This is a genomic window from Nonomuraea sp. B5E05, from assembly GCF_039880665.1.
In the GTDB taxonomy this organism is placed as follows: Bacteria; Actinomycetota; Actinomycetes; order Streptosporangiales; family Streptosporangiaceae; genus Nonomuraea.
Genome location: NZ_JBDPMJ010000007.1, coordinates 51130 through 67464 on the forward strand (window position 1 = coordinate 51130; position 16335 = coordinate 67464).

At 70.9% G+C, this 16335-nt stretch carries 12 protein-coding genes and 1 pseudogene; 9 read left to right on the top strand and 4 right to left on the bottom strand.

From position 1 onward, the window contains the following. Window positions 1-216: 216 nt before the first annotated feature. The 3 genes and pseudogenes from ABGB01_RS14965 to ABGB01_RS14975 form a co-directional block, all read right to left on the bottom strand. Window positions 217-1251: pseudogene (locus ABGB01_RS14965) on the bottom strand (NAD(P)H-dependent oxidoreductase subunit E); the annotation flags it as partial. A 170-nt stretch (window positions 1252-1421) separates the two neighbouring features. Next, on the bottom strand, window positions 1422-2282 hold the full coding sequence (locus tag ABGB01_RS14970) for a universal stress protein (RefSeq protein WP_347773884.1): 861 nt from the start codon (window positions 2280-2282) through the stop codon (window positions 1422-1424). An 18-nt stretch (window positions 2283-2300) separates the two neighbouring features. Continuing rightward, on the bottom strand, window positions 2301-3140 hold the full coding sequence (locus ABGB01_RS14975; RefSeq protein WP_347773885.1) for a universal stress protein: 840 nt from the start codon (window positions 3138-3140) through the stop codon (window positions 2301-2303). Window positions 3141-3444: 304 nt separating this feature from the next. Between ABGB01_RS14975 and ABGB01_RS14980 the strand changes: the two genes are divergently transcribed. The 9 genes from ABGB01_RS14980 (at window position 3445) to ABGB01_RS15020 (ending at window position 14912) form a co-directional block, all read left to right on the top strand. Beyond that, window positions 3445-5967: a cation-transporting P-type ATPase gene (locus tag ABGB01_RS14980; protein ID WP_347773886.1), complete on the top strand. Its 2523-nt coding sequence runs from the start codon at window positions 3445-3447 to the stop codon at window positions 5965-5967. A gap of 178 nt (window positions 5968-6145) precedes the next feature. Further along, a complete protein-coding gene (locus ABGB01_RS14985; RefSeq protein ID WP_347773887.1) occupies window positions 6146-6841 on the top strand; it encodes a universal stress protein in 696 nt (231 codons plus the stop codon). A gap of 96 nt (window positions 6842-6937) precedes the next feature. Beyond that, window positions 6938-8425 carry an AAA family ATPase gene (locus tag ABGB01_RS14990; RefSeq protein ID WP_347773888.1) on the top strand — a complete coding sequence of 496 codons (1488 nt, stop codon included), beginning with the start codon at window positions 6938-6940 and terminating at the stop codon, window positions 8423-8425. Between the two features lie 21 nt (window positions 8426-8446). Then, window positions 8447-11038, top strand: a complete 2592-nt coding sequence (locus tag ABGB01_RS14995) for a GNAT family N-acetyltransferase (RefSeq protein ID WP_347773889.1) — start codon at window positions 8447-8449, stop codon at window positions 11036-11038. Between the two features lie 197 nt (window positions 11039-11235). Next, a complete protein-coding gene (locus ABGB01_RS15000) occupies window positions 11236-12660 on the top strand; it encodes an MFS transporter (RefSeq protein ID WP_347773890.1) in 1425 nt (474 codons plus the stop codon). Window positions 12661-12770: 110 nt separating this feature from the next. Next, on the top strand, window positions 12771-13046 hold the full coding sequence (locus ABGB01_RS15005; RefSeq protein ID WP_347773891.1) for a hypothetical protein: 276 nt from the start codon (window positions 12771-12773) through the stop codon (window positions 13044-13046). Continuing rightward, the gene (locus ABGB01_RS15010) at window positions 13043-13336 is read left to right on the top strand and encodes a hypothetical protein (RefSeq protein WP_347773892.1); all 294 of its coding nucleotides are present in this window, start codon (window positions 13043-13045) and stop codon (window positions 13334-13336) included. Before ABGB01_RS15005 ends, ABGB01_RS15010 begins: the two co-directional genes overlap by 4 nt. Further along, window positions 13333-14223: a hypothetical protein gene (locus tag ABGB01_RS15015; protein WP_347773893.1), complete on the top strand. Its 891-nt coding sequence runs from the start codon at window positions 13333-13335 to the stop codon at window positions 14221-14223. Before ABGB01_RS15010 ends, ABGB01_RS15015 begins: the two co-directional genes overlap by 4 nt. Before the next feature lie 110 nt (window positions 14224-14333). Continuing rightward, window positions 14334-14912, top strand: coding sequence for a dihydrofolate reductase family protein (locus tag ABGB01_RS15020; RefSeq protein WP_347773894.1), 579 nt, complete (start codon window positions 14334-14336; stop codon window positions 14910-14912). 86 nt (window positions 14913-14998) lie between these two features. Here the strand turns inward: ABGB01_RS15020 and ABGB01_RS15025 are convergent, their stop codons facing one another. Next, window positions 14999-16021 carry a TerC family protein gene (locus ABGB01_RS15025; RefSeq protein ID WP_347774206.1) on the bottom strand — a complete coding sequence of 341 codons (1023 nt, stop codon included), beginning with the start codon at window positions 16019-16021 and terminating at the stop codon, window positions 14999-15001. Window positions 16022-16335: the final 314 nt, after the last annotated feature.

Sequence of the window (16335 nt, forward strand, 5' to 3'; positions counted from 1 at the left end):
GCCACCGACCTGCAGGACGCCCAGCTCTGCCCCGTCCCGCAGTCCGCCGCCCAGCTCCGAGACGATCCGGCGTACCGGAGTGCCGAGCTCGACCTCGTAGCAGCCGGGACGGGTGAAACGCTCCGACAGGCAGACCAGCTTCGTGCCGGCCTCGCCGGGCGCGCCGCGGCGCGCGTAGGCCGCGCCGCCACGGCTGACGATCCACGGCACAGCGGCCAGCGTCTCGACGTTGTTGACCACGGTCGGGGCATCCCACAGCCCCTGGTCGGTCGGGTACGGCGGGCGCGCCCGCGCGCAGCCCCGGCCGCCCTCCATCCCCGCGATCAACGCCGTCTCCTCGCCCGCGACGTACGAGCCGGCACCCGCCACCACCTCGACCTCCAGGTCGGTGCCGCTGCCATGCACCCCTCGGCCGAGGTGACCGTCCGCGTGCGCCCGCTCCACCGCCTCCCGCATCCGCGCGAGCGCCAGCGGATACTCCGAGCGCACCAGCACCAGACCGCGGCGCGCCCCACAGGCGAAGCAGGCGAGTGCCAGCCCTTCCAGCACCCGCGCCGGGTCGACCTCCATCAGCAGCCGGTCGGCGAAGGAACCCGGATCTCCCTCGTCGCCGTTGGCGATCACCACGGTGTCCGGGGAACCACTGGCCGCCGCCCACTTGGCCGCAACGGGGAAACCCGCGCCGCCCCTGCCTCGCAGTTCGGAGGCCGCCACCTCGGACCGGACCAGCTCCGGAGTCCGCCGGCCGACGGTTTCCACCCATGTGCGCCACGGGGGTTCACCGGCCGCGATTCCGGCGAGCACCACCGGATCGTTCGTGGCATCGGCCACGGGGATGGGCGGCGCGTGCGGTCGCACGCGCCCCGCCACCTGATCGACGACGTCCGGTCCCGCGCAGGGCGTCGTACCGTCCAGTGCGGCCGGCCCTCCGTAGCAGTAGCCGAGACAGCGGACGGTCTGCAAGGACACCTCAGGGTCCGGATCACGATCATCGTCGGCCCTGACGCCGAGCACGCCCTCGACGGCGCTCAGGTGGCGGCCCTCCTGGGCCGCGAAGCACGCCGTCGCGCCGCAGACCCGCACGTGGCGACGCCCGTGCGGGATCGCCAGATCCGCGTAGAAGGTCGCGGGACCGAGCCCGGCCGCCGCGGGCAGTCCGAACCGACGGGCCACCTCGGGCGCCCATCTCTCCGGCGGTTCCGCGTGCTCCGCGGCAGCGACGGCGAGTGCCTCGACCAGCCGGGCGCCTGGCCGTCCGCGCCGTTCAGCGAGGGCGCGGAATCCATCGAAAGGGCTGCTTCACAGATTTGTCATGCCCGCTTCATGGTTATCGGACACACCAAAATTAGCCCGCACAGCCCGACTCGAGGGGTGCACCGGTGTCCCGAGGTGGCGTCGCGGCGTCGGATCAGGGGGGCGGATCAGGGCGGCGGAGTCACCGCCACCGGGCACCGGGCTTCGGCCAGCGCGATCTGAGTCACCGGTCCCAGCAGAAGGCGAGGGGGTGAATCGTTCCCCCGGGCGCCGAGCACGAGGAGGGTCGCGTCCTTCGTCGCGTCGATCAGCGCCCGTTCTGGTCGTTCGGTCACGAATTCCGTGGTGACGGAAACCGTGGGGTGTCTGGAGGTCAGATGGGACGTCACGTCGCGGAAGCGAACCTCCGCACCGCTGCGGATCGCCTGGGAGTCGACGAACGGCTGCCAGTCCGGCCCGGCCGGTGGCCCGTGATCTCGCCAGCAGCAGACGGCGGTCACGGCGCAGTCGCGGAGCGCGGCCTCCTCCAGCCCGAACCCCAACGCCGCCAGACTGGCAGGCGAGCCGTCGACACCGACCACGATCCGTGTTGCGTCGCCGGCCGGCATCGCGTCAGGCCGGACGACGATGACCGGCCGGGCACTGTGCGCGGGCACCTGCACGGCGGCCGATCCCACCCGCAACTCGTCGAAACCACCTTGCCCCCGCAAGCCGAGCACCGTGAGCTCGGCCTCGCGTGCGACCCGCAGGAGCACCGTGGAGGCCGTCCCTCTCTCCAGGCGCGGCCGTACGTCCACGTCGGGGGCCAGGCCACGAGCACGGTGTACACCCTCGTCCACGACTTGGGCGGCGACCCGCTCGACCTGGGCCAGGACCTCACGATCCACGGGCCGGCGCGGATACGGCCAGTGCCAGGCATGGCACACCAGGACTGAGGACTCACGTAGCCGCGCCTCCTCAACCGCCCAGCGCAACGCCAGCGCGCTCGCGGGTGACTCGTCGTAGCCGACCAGTACGGGCCGTCCCATCATCGCCTCCCCTGGTTCTCAGCGGACGATCGCGACCGGGCAGGGCGCCTTGCGCAGCATGGCCGCCGCCACCGAGCCGAACCGTCCGTGCGGGCTGCCGACCACCACCAGGGTCGCGTCGGAGACGGCGGCGAGCGCCTCGCCCGCGCGTTCCTGCGGCGTGCGCGCCTCGATGGCGACCTTCGGCTGCTTCTGCCTCCATGGCGCGAGGGTCTCCGCCAGCCAGCTCTCGGCCGCATGCTGAACGGCCAGCGGATCCATGACCGGGAACGTCATCCCTCCCCAGGCCACCGGAGGCTGGCGCCAGGCGTGCACGACCACCAGGGGAAGGCCGCGCATGGCCGCTTCCGTGAAGGCGAATCCGAGCACCGCGTCGGCCTTGCCGTCGGTCGCCACGCCCGCCACGATCGGGCCCGGGTGAGGCTTTCGCGGCAGAGCACCCCTGCCACGGACGACGACGACCGGGCACCGCGCGTGGGACGCCACGTGCGCCGCCACGGACCCGATGACCGCCCTGGCCATCGTGCCCAGTCCGCGGGAGCCGACCACGAGCAGTGCGGCATCGGCCGACAACTCCTCCAGACGCCTGGTCGTCGAGCCCTCGCACAGGTCCGTTCGCACCTGCAGGCCGCTCGAACTGGCCCGTGCGCAGTCGGCGCCGTGCCACAGCACGTGCTCGGCGGCGCGACGCAGCGATTCGCGGGCCGCCGGATCCCCGTCACCGTACGGCCACTGCCACGCGTGACAGACGGTGAGCGGCAACCTTCGCAGCTCGGCCTCGTCCATCGCCCAGTCCAGCGCCTGCATCGAGTGGTCGGAGCCGTCATAGCCACCGACCACGCCCAATGTCTCGTTCACCTGTCCACTCTCGGCAGATCGCACCGCAGTACGACAGGACACACTTGTCCGAATTGGAAGCTTTCGCATTCTCTCGCCCGAACTTTGGCCGGGCATCGACGAAACGACGCCGGCCAGCCTGCTGGTCCAGGACGTCCGTGTCAGGACTCGAGCGTTCCCGCATCAGTGCAGATAGATCACATGGCCCTCGCAAACCGCCCAAATCTCCGCCCGTGAAGCGTAACTTCTCCGATGCCGCGTCCAGCTGACGACTTGTGTACGTGCAGGCTGAAGGGTGCCTGCCGGTTAGCGGAGGAGGTGCGCGATGACCGGCCCTCCTTCTGAGGGCTCCGCACCTGTGCCGCCGCGAGAAGGGCTCAGTTCGGCCGAGGCCGCCCGACGTCTGGCCGCCGACGGCCCCAACCGGCTGCCAGAGGGCAAGCGCAGCCCTGCGGCGCTCCTGCTGTTCCGGGAACTCGTACACTTCTTCGCGCTGATGCTCTGGGCGGCGACCGGGCTGGCGCTGCTGGCCGGGATGCCGCAGCTGGCCGTCGCCATCGCCGTGGTCGTGCTCCTGAACGGCGGCTTCGCCTTCGCCCAGGAATACCGTGCCGACCGGGCGAGCAAGCGGCTTCGTGAGCTCCTCCCCTCCGACGCGACGGTCCGGCGCGACGGCCGCCGCGCGGTGGTGAGCGCCGCTGCTCTGGTCAGAGGGGATGTGGTGCTGCTGGAAGCGGGTGACCGGATTTCTGCGGACCTCGAGCTCACCGAGGCCCATTCCCTGGCGGTCAACCAGTCCACCCTGACGGGCGAAAGCGTCCCTGTGAGGCCGCGGGAGCGGGAAACCCTCTTCGCCGGCACCTTCGTCGTCGAAGGCCAGGCAGAAGCCGTGGTGACGGCCACAGGAGCCCGCACCAGGCTGGCCGCCATCGCCACGCTCACCGGGATGGCGAGCAGGCCGCCCAGCCCGCTCGCCCGCCAGCTGAGCAAGGTCATCAAGGTCATCGCGGTGAGCGCGCTCGGTGTCGGAGTCGTGTTCTTCGGGCTCACGCTGCTGCTCGGCATGTCACCCTCCGACGGTTTCCTGCTCGCGCTCGGCGTCACCGTCGCCCTTGTCCCGGAAGGGCTGCTTCCGACGGTCACCCTGTCGCTGGCGCGCGCTGCCCGGCAGATGGCGAGATGCAAGGCCCTGGTTCGGCACCTGGAGGCGGTGGAGACCCTGGGGGCGGCCACGTTCATCTGCACCGACAAGACCGGCACGATCACCCGCAACGAGATGACGGTCGTGCTGATCTGGACCCCGGACGGACCGCTCGATCTGGCCGCCCCCGCCACCGCCGCGGAGATCATGCGCTCGGCGGTCCTGTGCTCGACCGGGCGGCTGGTCCGCACCGACGGCGGCGTCAAGAGTGTCGGCGACCCGACGGAGGTGGCGATGCACGCGCTGGCCCTGCGCGCCGGGGTCGGCGAGGACACGGCCGTCACCCGGCGCTACCCCTTCGATCCGGTCCGACGCCGATCCTCGGCGGTGACCGGCGGCCGGCTGCATCTCAAGGGGGCGCCGGACGCGGTCCTGCCGCTGTGCGGCGACGTGCCTGAGGCTGCGCGGGCCCTGGAGGAGATGAGCGCGAGCGGCCTGCGGGTCCTCGCCGTGGCCCGGCGCGACAACCCCGGCACGGGCACCGCGGAGCAGGTCGAGCAGGGGCTGACGCTGCTCGGCCTGGTCGGACTGGAGGATCCGCCCCGTGACGGTGTCGCTGACGCGATCATCACATGCCGCGAGGCCGGCATCAGACTGGCCATGATCACCGGCGACCATCCAGGAACCGCGCGGGCGATCGCGGACAAGGTCGGACTGCTGGGACGGGAGCCGCTCGTAATCACCGGGCGTGAGCTGCCCGCCGACGACGCCGCGTTGGGCGAGCTGCTCGATCACGATGGCGTGGTCGTGGCCAGAGTGACTCCGCAGGACAAGCTGCGCATCGCCCGAGCCCTCAGAGGACGGGGCCATGTGGTGGCGATGACGGGCGACGGGGTCAACGACGGGCCCGCACTGCGGGAGGCGGACATCGGCGTGGCCATGGGCGCCTCAGGCACCGACGTCGCCCGTGAGGCCGCCGACCTGGTGCTCCTCGACGACCACTTCGCCACCATCGTCACCGCGATCGAGCTGGGCCGCGCCACCTACGCCAACATCCGGCGCTTCCTCACCTACCACCTCACCGACAACGTCGCCGAACTCACTCCCTTCCTCGTCTGGGCCCTGAGTGGCGGTACGCTCCCCCTCGCGCTCAGCGTGCTCCAGGTGCTCGCCCTGGACATCGGCACCGACCTGCTGCCCGCACTGGCCCTCGGCGCCGAGCCCGCCAACCCCCGCACCATGCACGGCCCCGCCCGAACCGGCGCGCTGATCGAGCGGCGGCTCCTTCTCCGCGTCTTCGGCGTGCTAGGGGCCACCGAGGCCGTGGTGGAGATGGCCGCCTTCTTCACCGTGCTGTCGTTGGGCGGCTGGGCGCTCGGTGCCGAGCCGTCCGCCGCACTGCTGGCCACGGCCTCCGGCGCCGCCTTCGCCGCGGTGGTCCTCGGACAGCTCGCCAACGCTTTCGCATGCCGCAGTGAAACCCGCTGGGCCGGGCGAGTGCCGTTGCTGGGCAACCGGCTTCTGCTCTGGGCCGTGATGATCGAAGCGATCATGCTGCTGGTCTTCGTGGGCTTCCCGCCGCTGGCACGCCTCCTGGGTGGCGCGTTTCCCTCGGCTCCGGGCTGGGTGATGGCCGCGCTGGCGATCCCTGCCGTGGTCGGAGCCGACGCCGTTCACAAGGCGTGGCGGGCGAGGCGGAAGTCATGACGCCCTTTCGTGCGTGCCCGGCTCACCGGCCTGTACGCGCGTGCCCAGGCCAACGACAACCGCGTCGGGGCCGCGGTGCGGGGAGCCCGCCGGGACCAAGGTCCTTCGAGGCCAGGGCCGCTCAGCCCTACGAGACGGAGCTGCCGGAGCGAAGACTGGGTGCAGGGAGGCCACTGAGATGAACCACATCGTCCTCGGCTACGACGGCTCGGACTTCGCGATGCAGGCCCTGGACTGGGCACTCGACGAGGCAGAGCTGAGAAAACTCCCCCTGACCGTTTCGCACGCCTGGCAATGGCCCTACGGCGAAGCGGAGGAGGAGGCCACAGCACACCTGCGCAAGGCGGCCGAGCACGTGTTGTGGCACGGAGCCGACTGCGCTCGCGCCAGCAGCTCGGGTGTACGCGTCGAAACCGACCTCTACCAGGGGTCCGCGGCCCAGCGCCTGGTTGAGCTCTCCGGCGGCGCCGAGCTCGTCATTGTCGGCTCCCGCGGCCTGAGCGCGCTGCCCAGAGTGGTCGTCGGTTCGGTGGCCGGCTATGTCGCCGCCCACGCCGAATGCCCGGTGATCATCGTACGCGGCCCTGGACCGCTGCCCGCGTCGGCGAATCCCGGGCCGATCGTCGTGGCCGACAAGGAACCCGACGCGTCCGTCCTCGACTTCGCGTTCGGCGAGGCGGCCATACGCCAGGTCCCCGTGGCCGCACAGGCGGATCTGACCGCCTGGACGGCGCGCCACCCTGGCATCCGGGTCCAGCGGGGCGATGCTCACGAGCGCGCGACCCTCACGGTCGTCGGACGCGGCCAGGCGGCGCACTTCGGCACCGCGAGCTTCCTCCTCCAACACGCGCCCTGCCCTGTCGCGGTGGTGTGAGGCGGACCCTGACCAGGGCTCCGGCTGTGCCGCCGACCATGATGCGCTCCCGCACCGCCAAGCATCGGATCTGAACGGGAAGAGGAGGTAGGTGTCATGTTCGCCACGACGAAGGAGACGCATACCGCCGTGGTGTTCCTGGTGGGTGAGCACGCGTACAAGGTCAAGAAGCCCGTGAACCTCGGCTTCCTCGACTTCAGCACCCTGCGTGCCAGAGAGGCGGCCTGCCGTCGGGAGGTGGAGCTCAACCGCAGGCTCGCCCCCGACGTCTACGAGGGCGTGGCGCATGTGACCGGCCCGGACGGCGAGGTGTGCGAGCATCTCGTCGTGATGCGCCGCATGCCCCGCGAACGGCGCCTGGCCACCATGGTCAGCGAGGGGAGATCCGTTGACGAGCACATGCGGGCGATCGCGCGCCAGATCGCCGGGTTGCACGCCAGGTCCCCGCACGGCCCGCGGATCGATCAGGAGGGCGCCCCGCAGGCGCTGCGCGCCCGCTGGACGGCCGGCTTCGAACAGGTACGCGCCCTGCCCGGCCACACGATCGAGCCCGGCGTCCTGGACGAGATCGAGCGTCTCACGCTGCGGTTCCTGGACGGCAGAGAGCCCCTGCTCGAGTCACGCGTCGCCGAGGGCCGCATCGTCGACGGACACGGCGACCTGCTGGCCGAGGACATCTTCTGCCTGGACGACGGGCCGCGGATCCTGGACTGCCTGGAGTTCGACGAGCGCCTGCGCTTCCTCGACGGGCTGGACGACGCCGCCTTCCTCGCCATGGACCTGGAACGGCTCGGCGCGCCCCGGCCGGCCGAGCTGTTCCTCCACCGGTACGTGGAGTTCAGCGGTGATCCGGCGCCGACGGCACTGTGGCACCACTACGTCGCGTACCGGGCCTTCGTCCGCGCCAAGGTGGCCTGCCTGCGCCGCTGGCAGGGCGACGTGGACGCCGGGTGGGAGGCGCGGCGGCTGGCCGAGCTCGCGCTGCGTCATCTCCGGGTGGGAGCGGTCGTTCTGGTGCTGGTCGGCGGGCCGCCCGGTAGCGGGAAGACAACGCTCGGCGGCGCACTGGCCGACCGGCTCGGTTACACGCTGCTGCGTACCGACCGCATCCGCAAGGAACTGGCCGGGCTCGACCCTCTGCAGGCCGCGAGCGCGCCTTACCAGCAGGGGATCTACGACCCGGAGCACACCGCCGACACGTACGCCGAGCTGCTGTCACGCGCCGAACGGTTGCTCGGGCAGGGGGAGCCGGTCGTCCTGGACGCGTCCTGGGGCGACGAGCGGTACCGGGCGATGGCCGCGGACGTGGCCGGCCGGACCTCGAGCAGCCTGATCCCGCTACGGTGCACCGTCATGCCGCAGATCGCCGCCGCGAGGCTCACCGCCCGGGGACACGAGCTCTCCGACGCGGACGAGGCCGTACGCTCCGCCATGGCCGCGGCCGTGGCGCCGTGGCCTGACGCGATCGAGATCGACACGGGAACCGCCCTGGAGCAGACGCTGGCCCGCGCGCTCGACGCCGTTCATCCGCCTGAGCTGAACGTGTCCTGGCGGTTCCAGCGCCCTCGGATCGAACCCGACTGAAGGAGTGATCAGGGATGACGCATGTCTGAGGGTTACGACGTGTTGCTGCGCGACGGCGGGATCGCCCACGTGCGCCCGCTGCGTCCCGCCGATCGCGACGCGCTGCACGAACTGGTGGAGCGCGCGTCGGAACGCTCGGCGTACCTGCGCTTCTTCACCGGTGGCCGCAACACCGCGCACTCCTACATGGACCACATCACCGGCGCGGAGTATCGCGGACACGCGCTGGTGGCCCACCTGAAAGGCCGGCTGGTCGCGGTCGCCGAGTACATTCCCCTCGACGATGGCCGGGCCGACCTGGGCATTCTCCTGGACGATGCCGTCCACGGACACGGCCTGGGCACCCTGCTGCTCGAGCACGTCGCGCTGGACGCGGCGGCGCACGGGGTGAACGAGCTGGTGGCCGACGTGCTGGGCGAGAACCGGCCCATGTTGCGGGTGTTGCGGGATCTCGGTCTGAACGTGTCCCAGCACTTCGACGGGAGCACGCTGCACCTCGACATCGCCGCGGTGCCCACATCCAGGCTGCACGAGGCCATCGCGGTCCGCGATCACGAGGCAGGGCGGGCATCGCTGGCGCGGGTGCTCGTGCCCCGCTCGGTGGCGGTGATCGGCGCGAGCCGCAACGAACGGGCCATCGGGCACAAGGTGCTGCGCAACCTGCTCGACGGCGGCTTCCCCGGGCCGGTCCACCCCGTCAACCCCAACGCCACGCTGGTGGCCGGGCTGCCCTGCCAGGCGAAGGTGCCTGAGGGGGTCGACCTGGCGGTGGTGGCGGTGCCCGCCCGGCACGTACTGGAGGTGGCCCGCGACTGCGCGATCGCCGGCGTGGCCGGGCTGGTCGTGCTGACCGCCGGTTTCGCCGAAGCCGGGCAGCGTGGCGTGGAGACGGAACTGCTGGCGATCTGCCGCGCGGCAGGGATGCGGCTGATCGGCCCGAACTGCCTGGGCGTGATCAACACCGGGGCGCGGCTGAATGCCAGCTTCCTGCCCGACCGTCCTGTCCAGGGGCGCGTCGCACTGATGTCGCAGTCCGGCGCGGTGGGAGCGGCGCTGCTGCAGCGGCTCAATGTGTCGTCGTTCGTGTCGGTCGGCAACAAGGCGGACGTCAGCAGCAACGACCTCCTTGAGTACTGGGAGGACGACTCCGACACCGACGTGATCGCGTTGTATCTGGAGTCGTTCGGCAATCCGCGCAAGTTCGCCCGTATCGCCCGCAGGGTCGGTGCGCGCAAGCCGATCCTGCTGGTCAAGAGCGGGCGTGGCGGAGCCGGTGACCGGGCGGTGCGCTCGCACACAGCCGCCGCGGCCACGCCTGACGTGGCGGTGGACGCGCTCGCACAGGCCGCCGGCGTCATCCGGCTCGACAGCGTCCATGAGCTGATCGACACCGCCAGGCTCATGGCCGGCCAGCCCTTCCCGCAGGGACGCCGGGTGGCCATCGTCGGCAACTCGGGCGGCCCTCAGGCCATGGCCGCGGACGCCTGCGAGCGCCACGGCCTCGTCGTACCCGAGTTGCCGCCCGGCCTGCTGGAGGCCCGCGCCGCCGCCGCGCTGGGCAATCCGGTGGATCTGACGGCGGACGCCACCGCCGCCGAGATGGGCGCCGCCGTGTCGGCGCTCGCCGCCTCGTCGGAGGTGGACGCGGTCCTCGTCGTGTACACGCCGCCCTTCGGCGACGGCCTCGAGGCGACCCGCCAGGCCATCGCGGCCGCCACCAGGAACGTGGACAAGACCGTGCTGGCCTGCGTCGTGGGCCACGACGGCCTGATCGACGGCCGGGTCCCCAGCTACGCCTTCCCCGAGCAGGCCGTCGAAGCCCTCGTCCGCGTCGCGCGATACGCCGAGTGGCGACGCCGCCCCATCGGCCCACCCGCCACACCGCTCCCGGTGGACGAGAGATCAGCACGAGAGATCATCGATGCCGAGCTGGATGCCTTCCCGGACGGCGGCTGGCTGTCGCCGACGGCCACGGCACGGCTGCTCGGCTGCTACGGCGTGAACCTGGTGGAGTCGATCGACGTGGACGGCCCCGAGGCCGCCGCCAGGGCTGCCGCGCGTGCCGGGTTGCCCGTGGTCCTCAAGGCCGTCGGGCCCGTGCACAAGAGCGACGTCGGCGGTGTCCGGCTCGACCTGCGAACCGACGACGAAGTACGGCTGGCGTATCACGAAATGTCGGCCCATGTCGGCCAGGAGATGACCGGCGCGATCGTCCAGCCCATGCTGGCGAAGGGCGTCGAGATCATCGTGGGCGGCGTCAACTACCCCGCGTTCGGGCCGCTGGTCATGGTCGGGATGGGCGGGGTGATGGCCGACCTGCTGGCCGACCGTGTCTTCCGGGTGCCGCCCGTCACCGACGCCGCCGACATGATCGGCGAGCTGCGCTGCGCCCCACTGCTCCACGGCTACCGCGGCTCGGCCCCCGCCGACGCCGGCGCCCTGGCCGAACAGATCGTACGCGTCGGCCGGCTGCTCGACGACCTGCCGCAGGTGGCCGAGCTCGACCTCAACCCCGTCATCGTCACCCCGGACGGCGCGACCACGGTGGACGCGCGCATCAGGGTGGCGCCCTGCGAGCCGCCGCCCTCACCGCTGCTGCGCCGCCTCCGCTGACCCTCGGGAACCCGCGCCGGACGTCAGCCGGCGGCCGGGCCGGCGGAGAAGAGAAGGATGCCCGCGCTGACCCTCGCGGACTTGACATATACCCCCCAGTGGTATTGATTGACCTCTGCCCCTACATACCTATGTGGGGTATAGAAGAGTCCGCCACATACCCCACCCCGGTATGAGAAAGAGTTCTGGAGGAGCTCATGTCCGCGCCATCACCTCGGCGCTGGGCCGCTCTGGCCCTGATCGCCACCGCCCAGTTCATCGTCATCATGGACACGTCGATCATCGGCGTGGCCCTTCCCCGCATCCAGCAGGCCCTGGGCTTCTCCCAGGAGAACCTGTCCTGGGTCTTCAACGCCTACGTCGTCGCCTTCGGCGGCCTCCTGCTCCTGGGCGGCCGCCTGTCCGACCTGTTCGGCGCCCGGCGGCTCTTCAGCACCGGCTGGCTGATCCTGCTCGCCGGCTCGCTTCTCGCCGGCATCGCCCCCGAAGTGTGGGTCGAGCTGACCGGCCGCGCCGTACAAGGAGCCGGTGCGGCCCTGATCGCCCCATCGGCCCTCACCCTCCTGATGATGTTGTTCGGTCACGATCCCAAGGAACTGACCAAGGCCCTCGCCCTGTACGGCGCGGCCGCGCCCGCGGGAGGCACCGCCGGCGTCTTCCTCGGCGGCGTGATCACCGAATACCTGAGTTGGCCGTGGGTCTTCTACATCAACATCCCCATCGCCCTCATCGCGCTCCTCGCCACCGGCCCGCTCATGCCCGCCGCCCAACCCCGGCGCGGATCCATCGACGTCCTCGGCACGGTGACCGTCACCCTCGGCCTCGGCGCCGCCGTCTACGCCATCGTCCGCGCACCGGAAGCCGGCTGGGGCTCCGCCGAGACGTGGATCGTCCTCGCCGTGGCCGCGGCACTGCTCGCCGCGTTCGTCGCCGTCCAGGCCCGCCATCGCGAGCCGCTGATGCGCCTGTCGATCTTCCGTACGCCGAACCTCGCCGCCGCCAACCTCACCCAGCTGCTGCTGGGCGGAGCCTGGATCCCGATGTGGTTCTTCCTCAACCTCTACCTGCAGCAGGTCCTCGGCTACAGCGCCTTCCCCAGTGGCGCCGCCCTGCTCCCGATGACCGTCCTCATCATGGTCGGCATGATCGTCCTGGCGCCCCGTGCCATCAACCGACTCGGCCCCAAGGCGACCACGGTCACCGGCCTGGTCCTCCTCACCGCGGGCATGGCCTGGCTCTCGCTGATCAGCCCGGACGGCAGCTTCGCCGCCGACGTCCTGCCCGCCAGCCTCGTCGCCGCCCTCGGCATGTCGCTGGCCTTCATCCCCTCCCTCGGCACCGCCATCTCATCCGCCCGCCCGGAGGAGGGCGGACTCGCCTCCGGCATCGTCAACACCAGCTACCAGGTCGGCTCCGCGCTCGGCCTGGCCGCGATGACCGCCGTCGCCGCCGCCAACGGCTCCGGCCGGCTCGGTGACCTGCCCGCGCTGACCAACGGCTTCTCCGCCGCCTTCATCGGCGCCGCCGCCATCGCCCTCGCGGGCGTCCTGGTCGCCGCCACCACCCTGCGGACCCGCGCCACCGCACCCGCCGCGGACGAGGTCGCCTCCTCCCGCGGATGACACACCTTTGATGTTGTCCGCCCTATCCAGGTGTGTGGCGTTCCGTGCGCGGTCGACAGCGGCGAGGTGCGTGCCTAGACTCCCGAAGATCCCAACTTCCGGAGGTGCAGGTGGACGAGCCGGTGACGGCGGAGGTGGGCGAGGACGGGCTGCTGGCCGCCGTCCACATCGATCCGCGGGCCATGCGGCTCTATTCGGCGGAGCTGGCCGGACACGTCGTCGAAGCCGTACGCACGGCGCAGCGTGAGCACGAGCGGCCGCCCCAGGACTCCCCCGGCCTCGACGCACTCCTCCAGCGGCTGGACGAGCTCGAGGCCCGGGCGGACAGGGATTTCGACTACGTGAACAGCAGGCTTGACGACACTCTCAGGAGGTTCACGGAATGAGCGAGTTCCCGACCGGGATCACGATCGACGCCGGCGGGCGCGACTCCGCGGGCCGGGCGTTCGGCACGCTGGCCGACGAGTACTCCGGACAGGCCGGCGGGTGGGGACGGGGCGAGAGCCCGCTGCCGTACGAGGAGTTCGCGGCCGGCTACCGGGAGCTCACGGCCAACCTTCGCGCCGCCTGCGAAGGGTTGGCGGGCTCGCTCGACCAGGCCGGAACGGGACAGGTCTCCATGGCCGCCACCAACACGAGCACAGAACTCGCCAACTCGCGTGGGTGGCACGTATGACGGAACAGGCATGGGCGGGCGGGCTGGCGCTGCTCGGCGTCCCGCCACTGCCCGACCTGGACGGCGTCGACAGGCACATCGCCGATCTGGACGCGGCGGTCGCCCACCACCGGGAGCTCGCCGCGGAGAGCGGGCACGCCCACCGGCTGGCGAGGGCGAACAGCGGCCCGGCCGCCGACGCGGTGGACGACCAAGTGACCGGCCGCGACGGCATCACCTTCACCGCGGGCGACCTCGCCGGCCGCCTCTCCAACCTGGCCGGCACGTTGCGCGTCACCAGGGAGACGCTGCTCTGGGTCGGCGGCCTGCTGACCGGGCTGGCCGCGCTCGCCGTGGCGGCCGTCGCGTACGCGCCCCACCTGCTGCCCCGGCTGAGAGCCATCGCCGCCAGGCTCTCCACCAGGCTGCGCGAGATCACCGCCCGCCTCGGGGCGCTGATGCGCGGCATGTCCACGCACCTGACCACCCGCAGGGTCGACAAGGTCGCCGACCGCTTCCACGACGCGTGGCGCGCTCCGCGCATGCTGCCCGACGGCGCATACGAGCCGCGGGTGAAGACCACCACCGACGCGGCCTGGATCAAGAAGCACGACACCGACCAGGTCGACATCGCCAACACGCGCTATCGCGACCTGCCGGCCGACTGGAAGCACGAGAACCAGGAGTCCGCGCGCATCGGGGTACAACTCGTCGACGAGGCGCGGGCGAGCGGCGTGGACGTCAGAGGCGAGCGGTTCATGGAGGAGGCGAGCTCGGTGGTGCACGACAAGTGGCTCGTCCGCAACCGCGACTGGGCCTCAGCAGAGCAGCGCCGCCCGTACGAACTGCTGTCCGAGGCCGAGAAGGAGAAGGACCGCGACGTCATCCGCATGGTCCTCGGCATCTAGCCGGGTGAGCGATCGGTTCGTCGGTGAAGGTGTGCGACGGCGATGAGTTTCGCCGAGGTGTCGCGTCTGTATCCACACACACCCGATCCACCGCACTCGAGGAGAGCAGCGTGACCGCCACCTACACCTTCGACGTCTTCAGCAGCCTCGACGGCTTCGGCGCCGCCGGCGGCGATTGGACCGGCTATTGGGGTAAGCAAGGCCCCGAACTCCTGAACCACCGCCTCGCCCTGTACGGCGAGGAGCAGCGGATGGTCTTCGGGGCCCACACCTACCGGGCGTTCGCGCGGATGCTGGCCACGAGCACCGAGGATTCCGAGGTGCGTGACCCATGGGTCACCCGGATGAGGAACCTGCCGGCGACGGTGGTGTCGAATTCGCTGGAAGGGCCCCTCGACTGGCCGGACGCGACCCTCGTGAGCGGTGACGCCGTCGACGTCGTCGCCCGGCTCAAGGAGGAGTCCGAGGTGCCGTTGCGCTCGCACGGCAGCCTGTCGATGAACCGGGCGCTGATGGCCGCCGGCCTGGTCGACCGCGTCCAGGTGACGCTCTTCCCCGTGATCACCGGTCAGACCGGGCTTGACCCGGTCTTCCAGGGCGCGGCCGACTTCGACCTCGAGCTGGTCGAGAGCCGGACGCTCGACGGCGACATCCAGGAGCTCATCTACCGGCCCACCCTGCATGTCTGAGTCCGCCCATGGACGGGCGGCACGCCGGTGTGGGGGGCCGACATGTACGGGCAGGCTCGCCGCCGGCCGGCGAGCCTGCCCCTTCCTCAGTTGCGAGCGCGGTCGGCGGGCTCGGACACGTCCGGCTCGGCGGCCTGGCGGCTGTCACGCCTGGACTTGAGCAGGCTGGCCACCGTCGTGATGGTGAGCACGGTGACGATGACGGACAACGAGAGCCAGTTGTTGATCTCAGGGACCCAGGTGACGTGCTCGCCGCCGTTGATGAACGGCAGCTCGTTCTCGTGCAGGGCGTGCAGGACGAGTTTCACGCCGATGAAGCCGAGGATGACCGCCAGCCCGTAGGTGAGGTAGACGAGTTTCTCCACCAGCCCGCCGAGCAGGAAGTACAGCTGTCTCAACCCCATCAGCGCGAACGCGTTGGCCGCGAAGACCAGGTAGGCGTCCTGGGTGATGCCGAAGATCGCGGGGATGGAGTCGACGGCGAACACCAGGTCCGCGCCGCCGATGGCGATGATGACGATGAACATCGGGGTCAGCAGGCGGCGGCCGTCCTGCCGGACGGTCATCCGTGAGCCGTGGTAGGAGTCGGTGACCGGGAACAACTTGCGCACCAGCCGTACGACGCCGCCGTTGGGGTCGTACTCGTCGTCGTCGTTGTGGTTGAAGGCGAACTTCCACGCGGTGTAGATGAGGATGCCGCCGAAGATCCAGAACACCCAGCTGAAACGCTGTACGGCCTGCGCGCCCACGGCGATGAAGATCCCGCGCATGACCAGCGCCATCACGATCCCGATGAGCAGGACGCGGTGCTGGTAGATCGCGGGCACGGCGAAGTTCGCCATGATGAGCATGAAGATGAACAGGTTGTCGACGCTGAGCGTGTACTCGGTGATGTAGCCGGTGATGTAGGCGGCCGCCTGGTCATCGCCACCGAAGATCCACACTCCTGCGCCGAAAGCGACGGCACAGGCGATGTAGAAGGCGATCCACCGCGCAGACTCGGCGATCGTGACCTTGTGGGGTCTCCTGTTGACGATGATCAGGTCGAGGAGGATGAGTCCGAGAAGGGCGGCGATGGTGGCCGCCCACAGCCAGGCGGGCACGGGCATGGGTGGGGGCATGAAAGCTCCTCCGACTTAGGCGTTGACACGTCCGTCGGAGGTCTTCTCCGCCCGCGGCGTCGCGGACCGACCGCGCCGGGTCCCGAGGAGGGTCCGTGATGACGACGTGGCCGCGAAGGAGTACTCCCCTCCACTTCGCCTGCGATCATACATACGGAATGCTGTGGGCGAACATCCCCCCTCGTATGTATCAGCGTAGGCGAATCCAGCCGGTGCGTGCCTGCCAGTTCCGTCCGGATCCGAGATGGGCCACATATGCCCTTCGCTGGGAAGTGTCTTGCGGTAGCTCCGCCGCGTGCGAG

Excerpts from the sequence above, each read along its gene's own strand:
- ABGB01_RS14995 (WP_347773889.1), top strand. The coding sequence starts at position 8,447 with ATGTCTGAGGGTTACGACGTGTTGCTGCGCGACGGCGGGATCGCCCAC.
- ABGB01_RS14990 (WP_347773888.1), top strand. The coding sequence starts at position 6,938 with ATGTTCGCCACGACGAAGGAGACGCATACCGCCGTGGTGTTCCTGGTG.
- ABGB01_RS14980 (WP_347773886.1), top strand. The coding sequence starts at position 3,445 with ATGACCGGCCCTCCTTCTGAGGGCTCCGCACCTGTGCCGCCGCGAGAA.
- ABGB01_RS14970 (WP_347773884.1), bottom strand. The coding sequence starts at position 2,282 with ATGGGACGGCCCGTACTGGTCGGCTACGACGAGTCACCCGCGAGCGCG.
- ABGB01_RS15015 (WP_347773893.1), top strand. The coding sequence starts at position 13,333 with ATGACGGAACAGGCATGGGCGGGCGGGCTGGCGCTGCTCGGCGTCCCG.
- ABGB01_RS15025 (WP_347774206.1), bottom strand. The coding sequence starts at position 16,021 with ATGCCCGTGCCCGCCTGGCTGTGGGCGGCCACCATCGCCGCCCTTCTC.
- ABGB01_RS15010 (WP_347773892.1), top strand. The coding sequence starts at position 13,043 with ATGAGCGAGTTCCCGACCGGGATCACGATCGACGCCGGCGGGCGCGAC.
- ABGB01_RS14985 (WP_347773887.1), top strand. The coding sequence starts at position 6,146 with ATGAACCACATCGTCCTCGGCTACGACGGCTCGGACTTCGCGATGCAG.
- ABGB01_RS15000 (WP_347773890.1), top strand. The coding sequence starts at position 11,236 with ATGTCCGCGCCATCACCTCGGCGCTGGGCCGCTCTGGCCCTGATCGCC.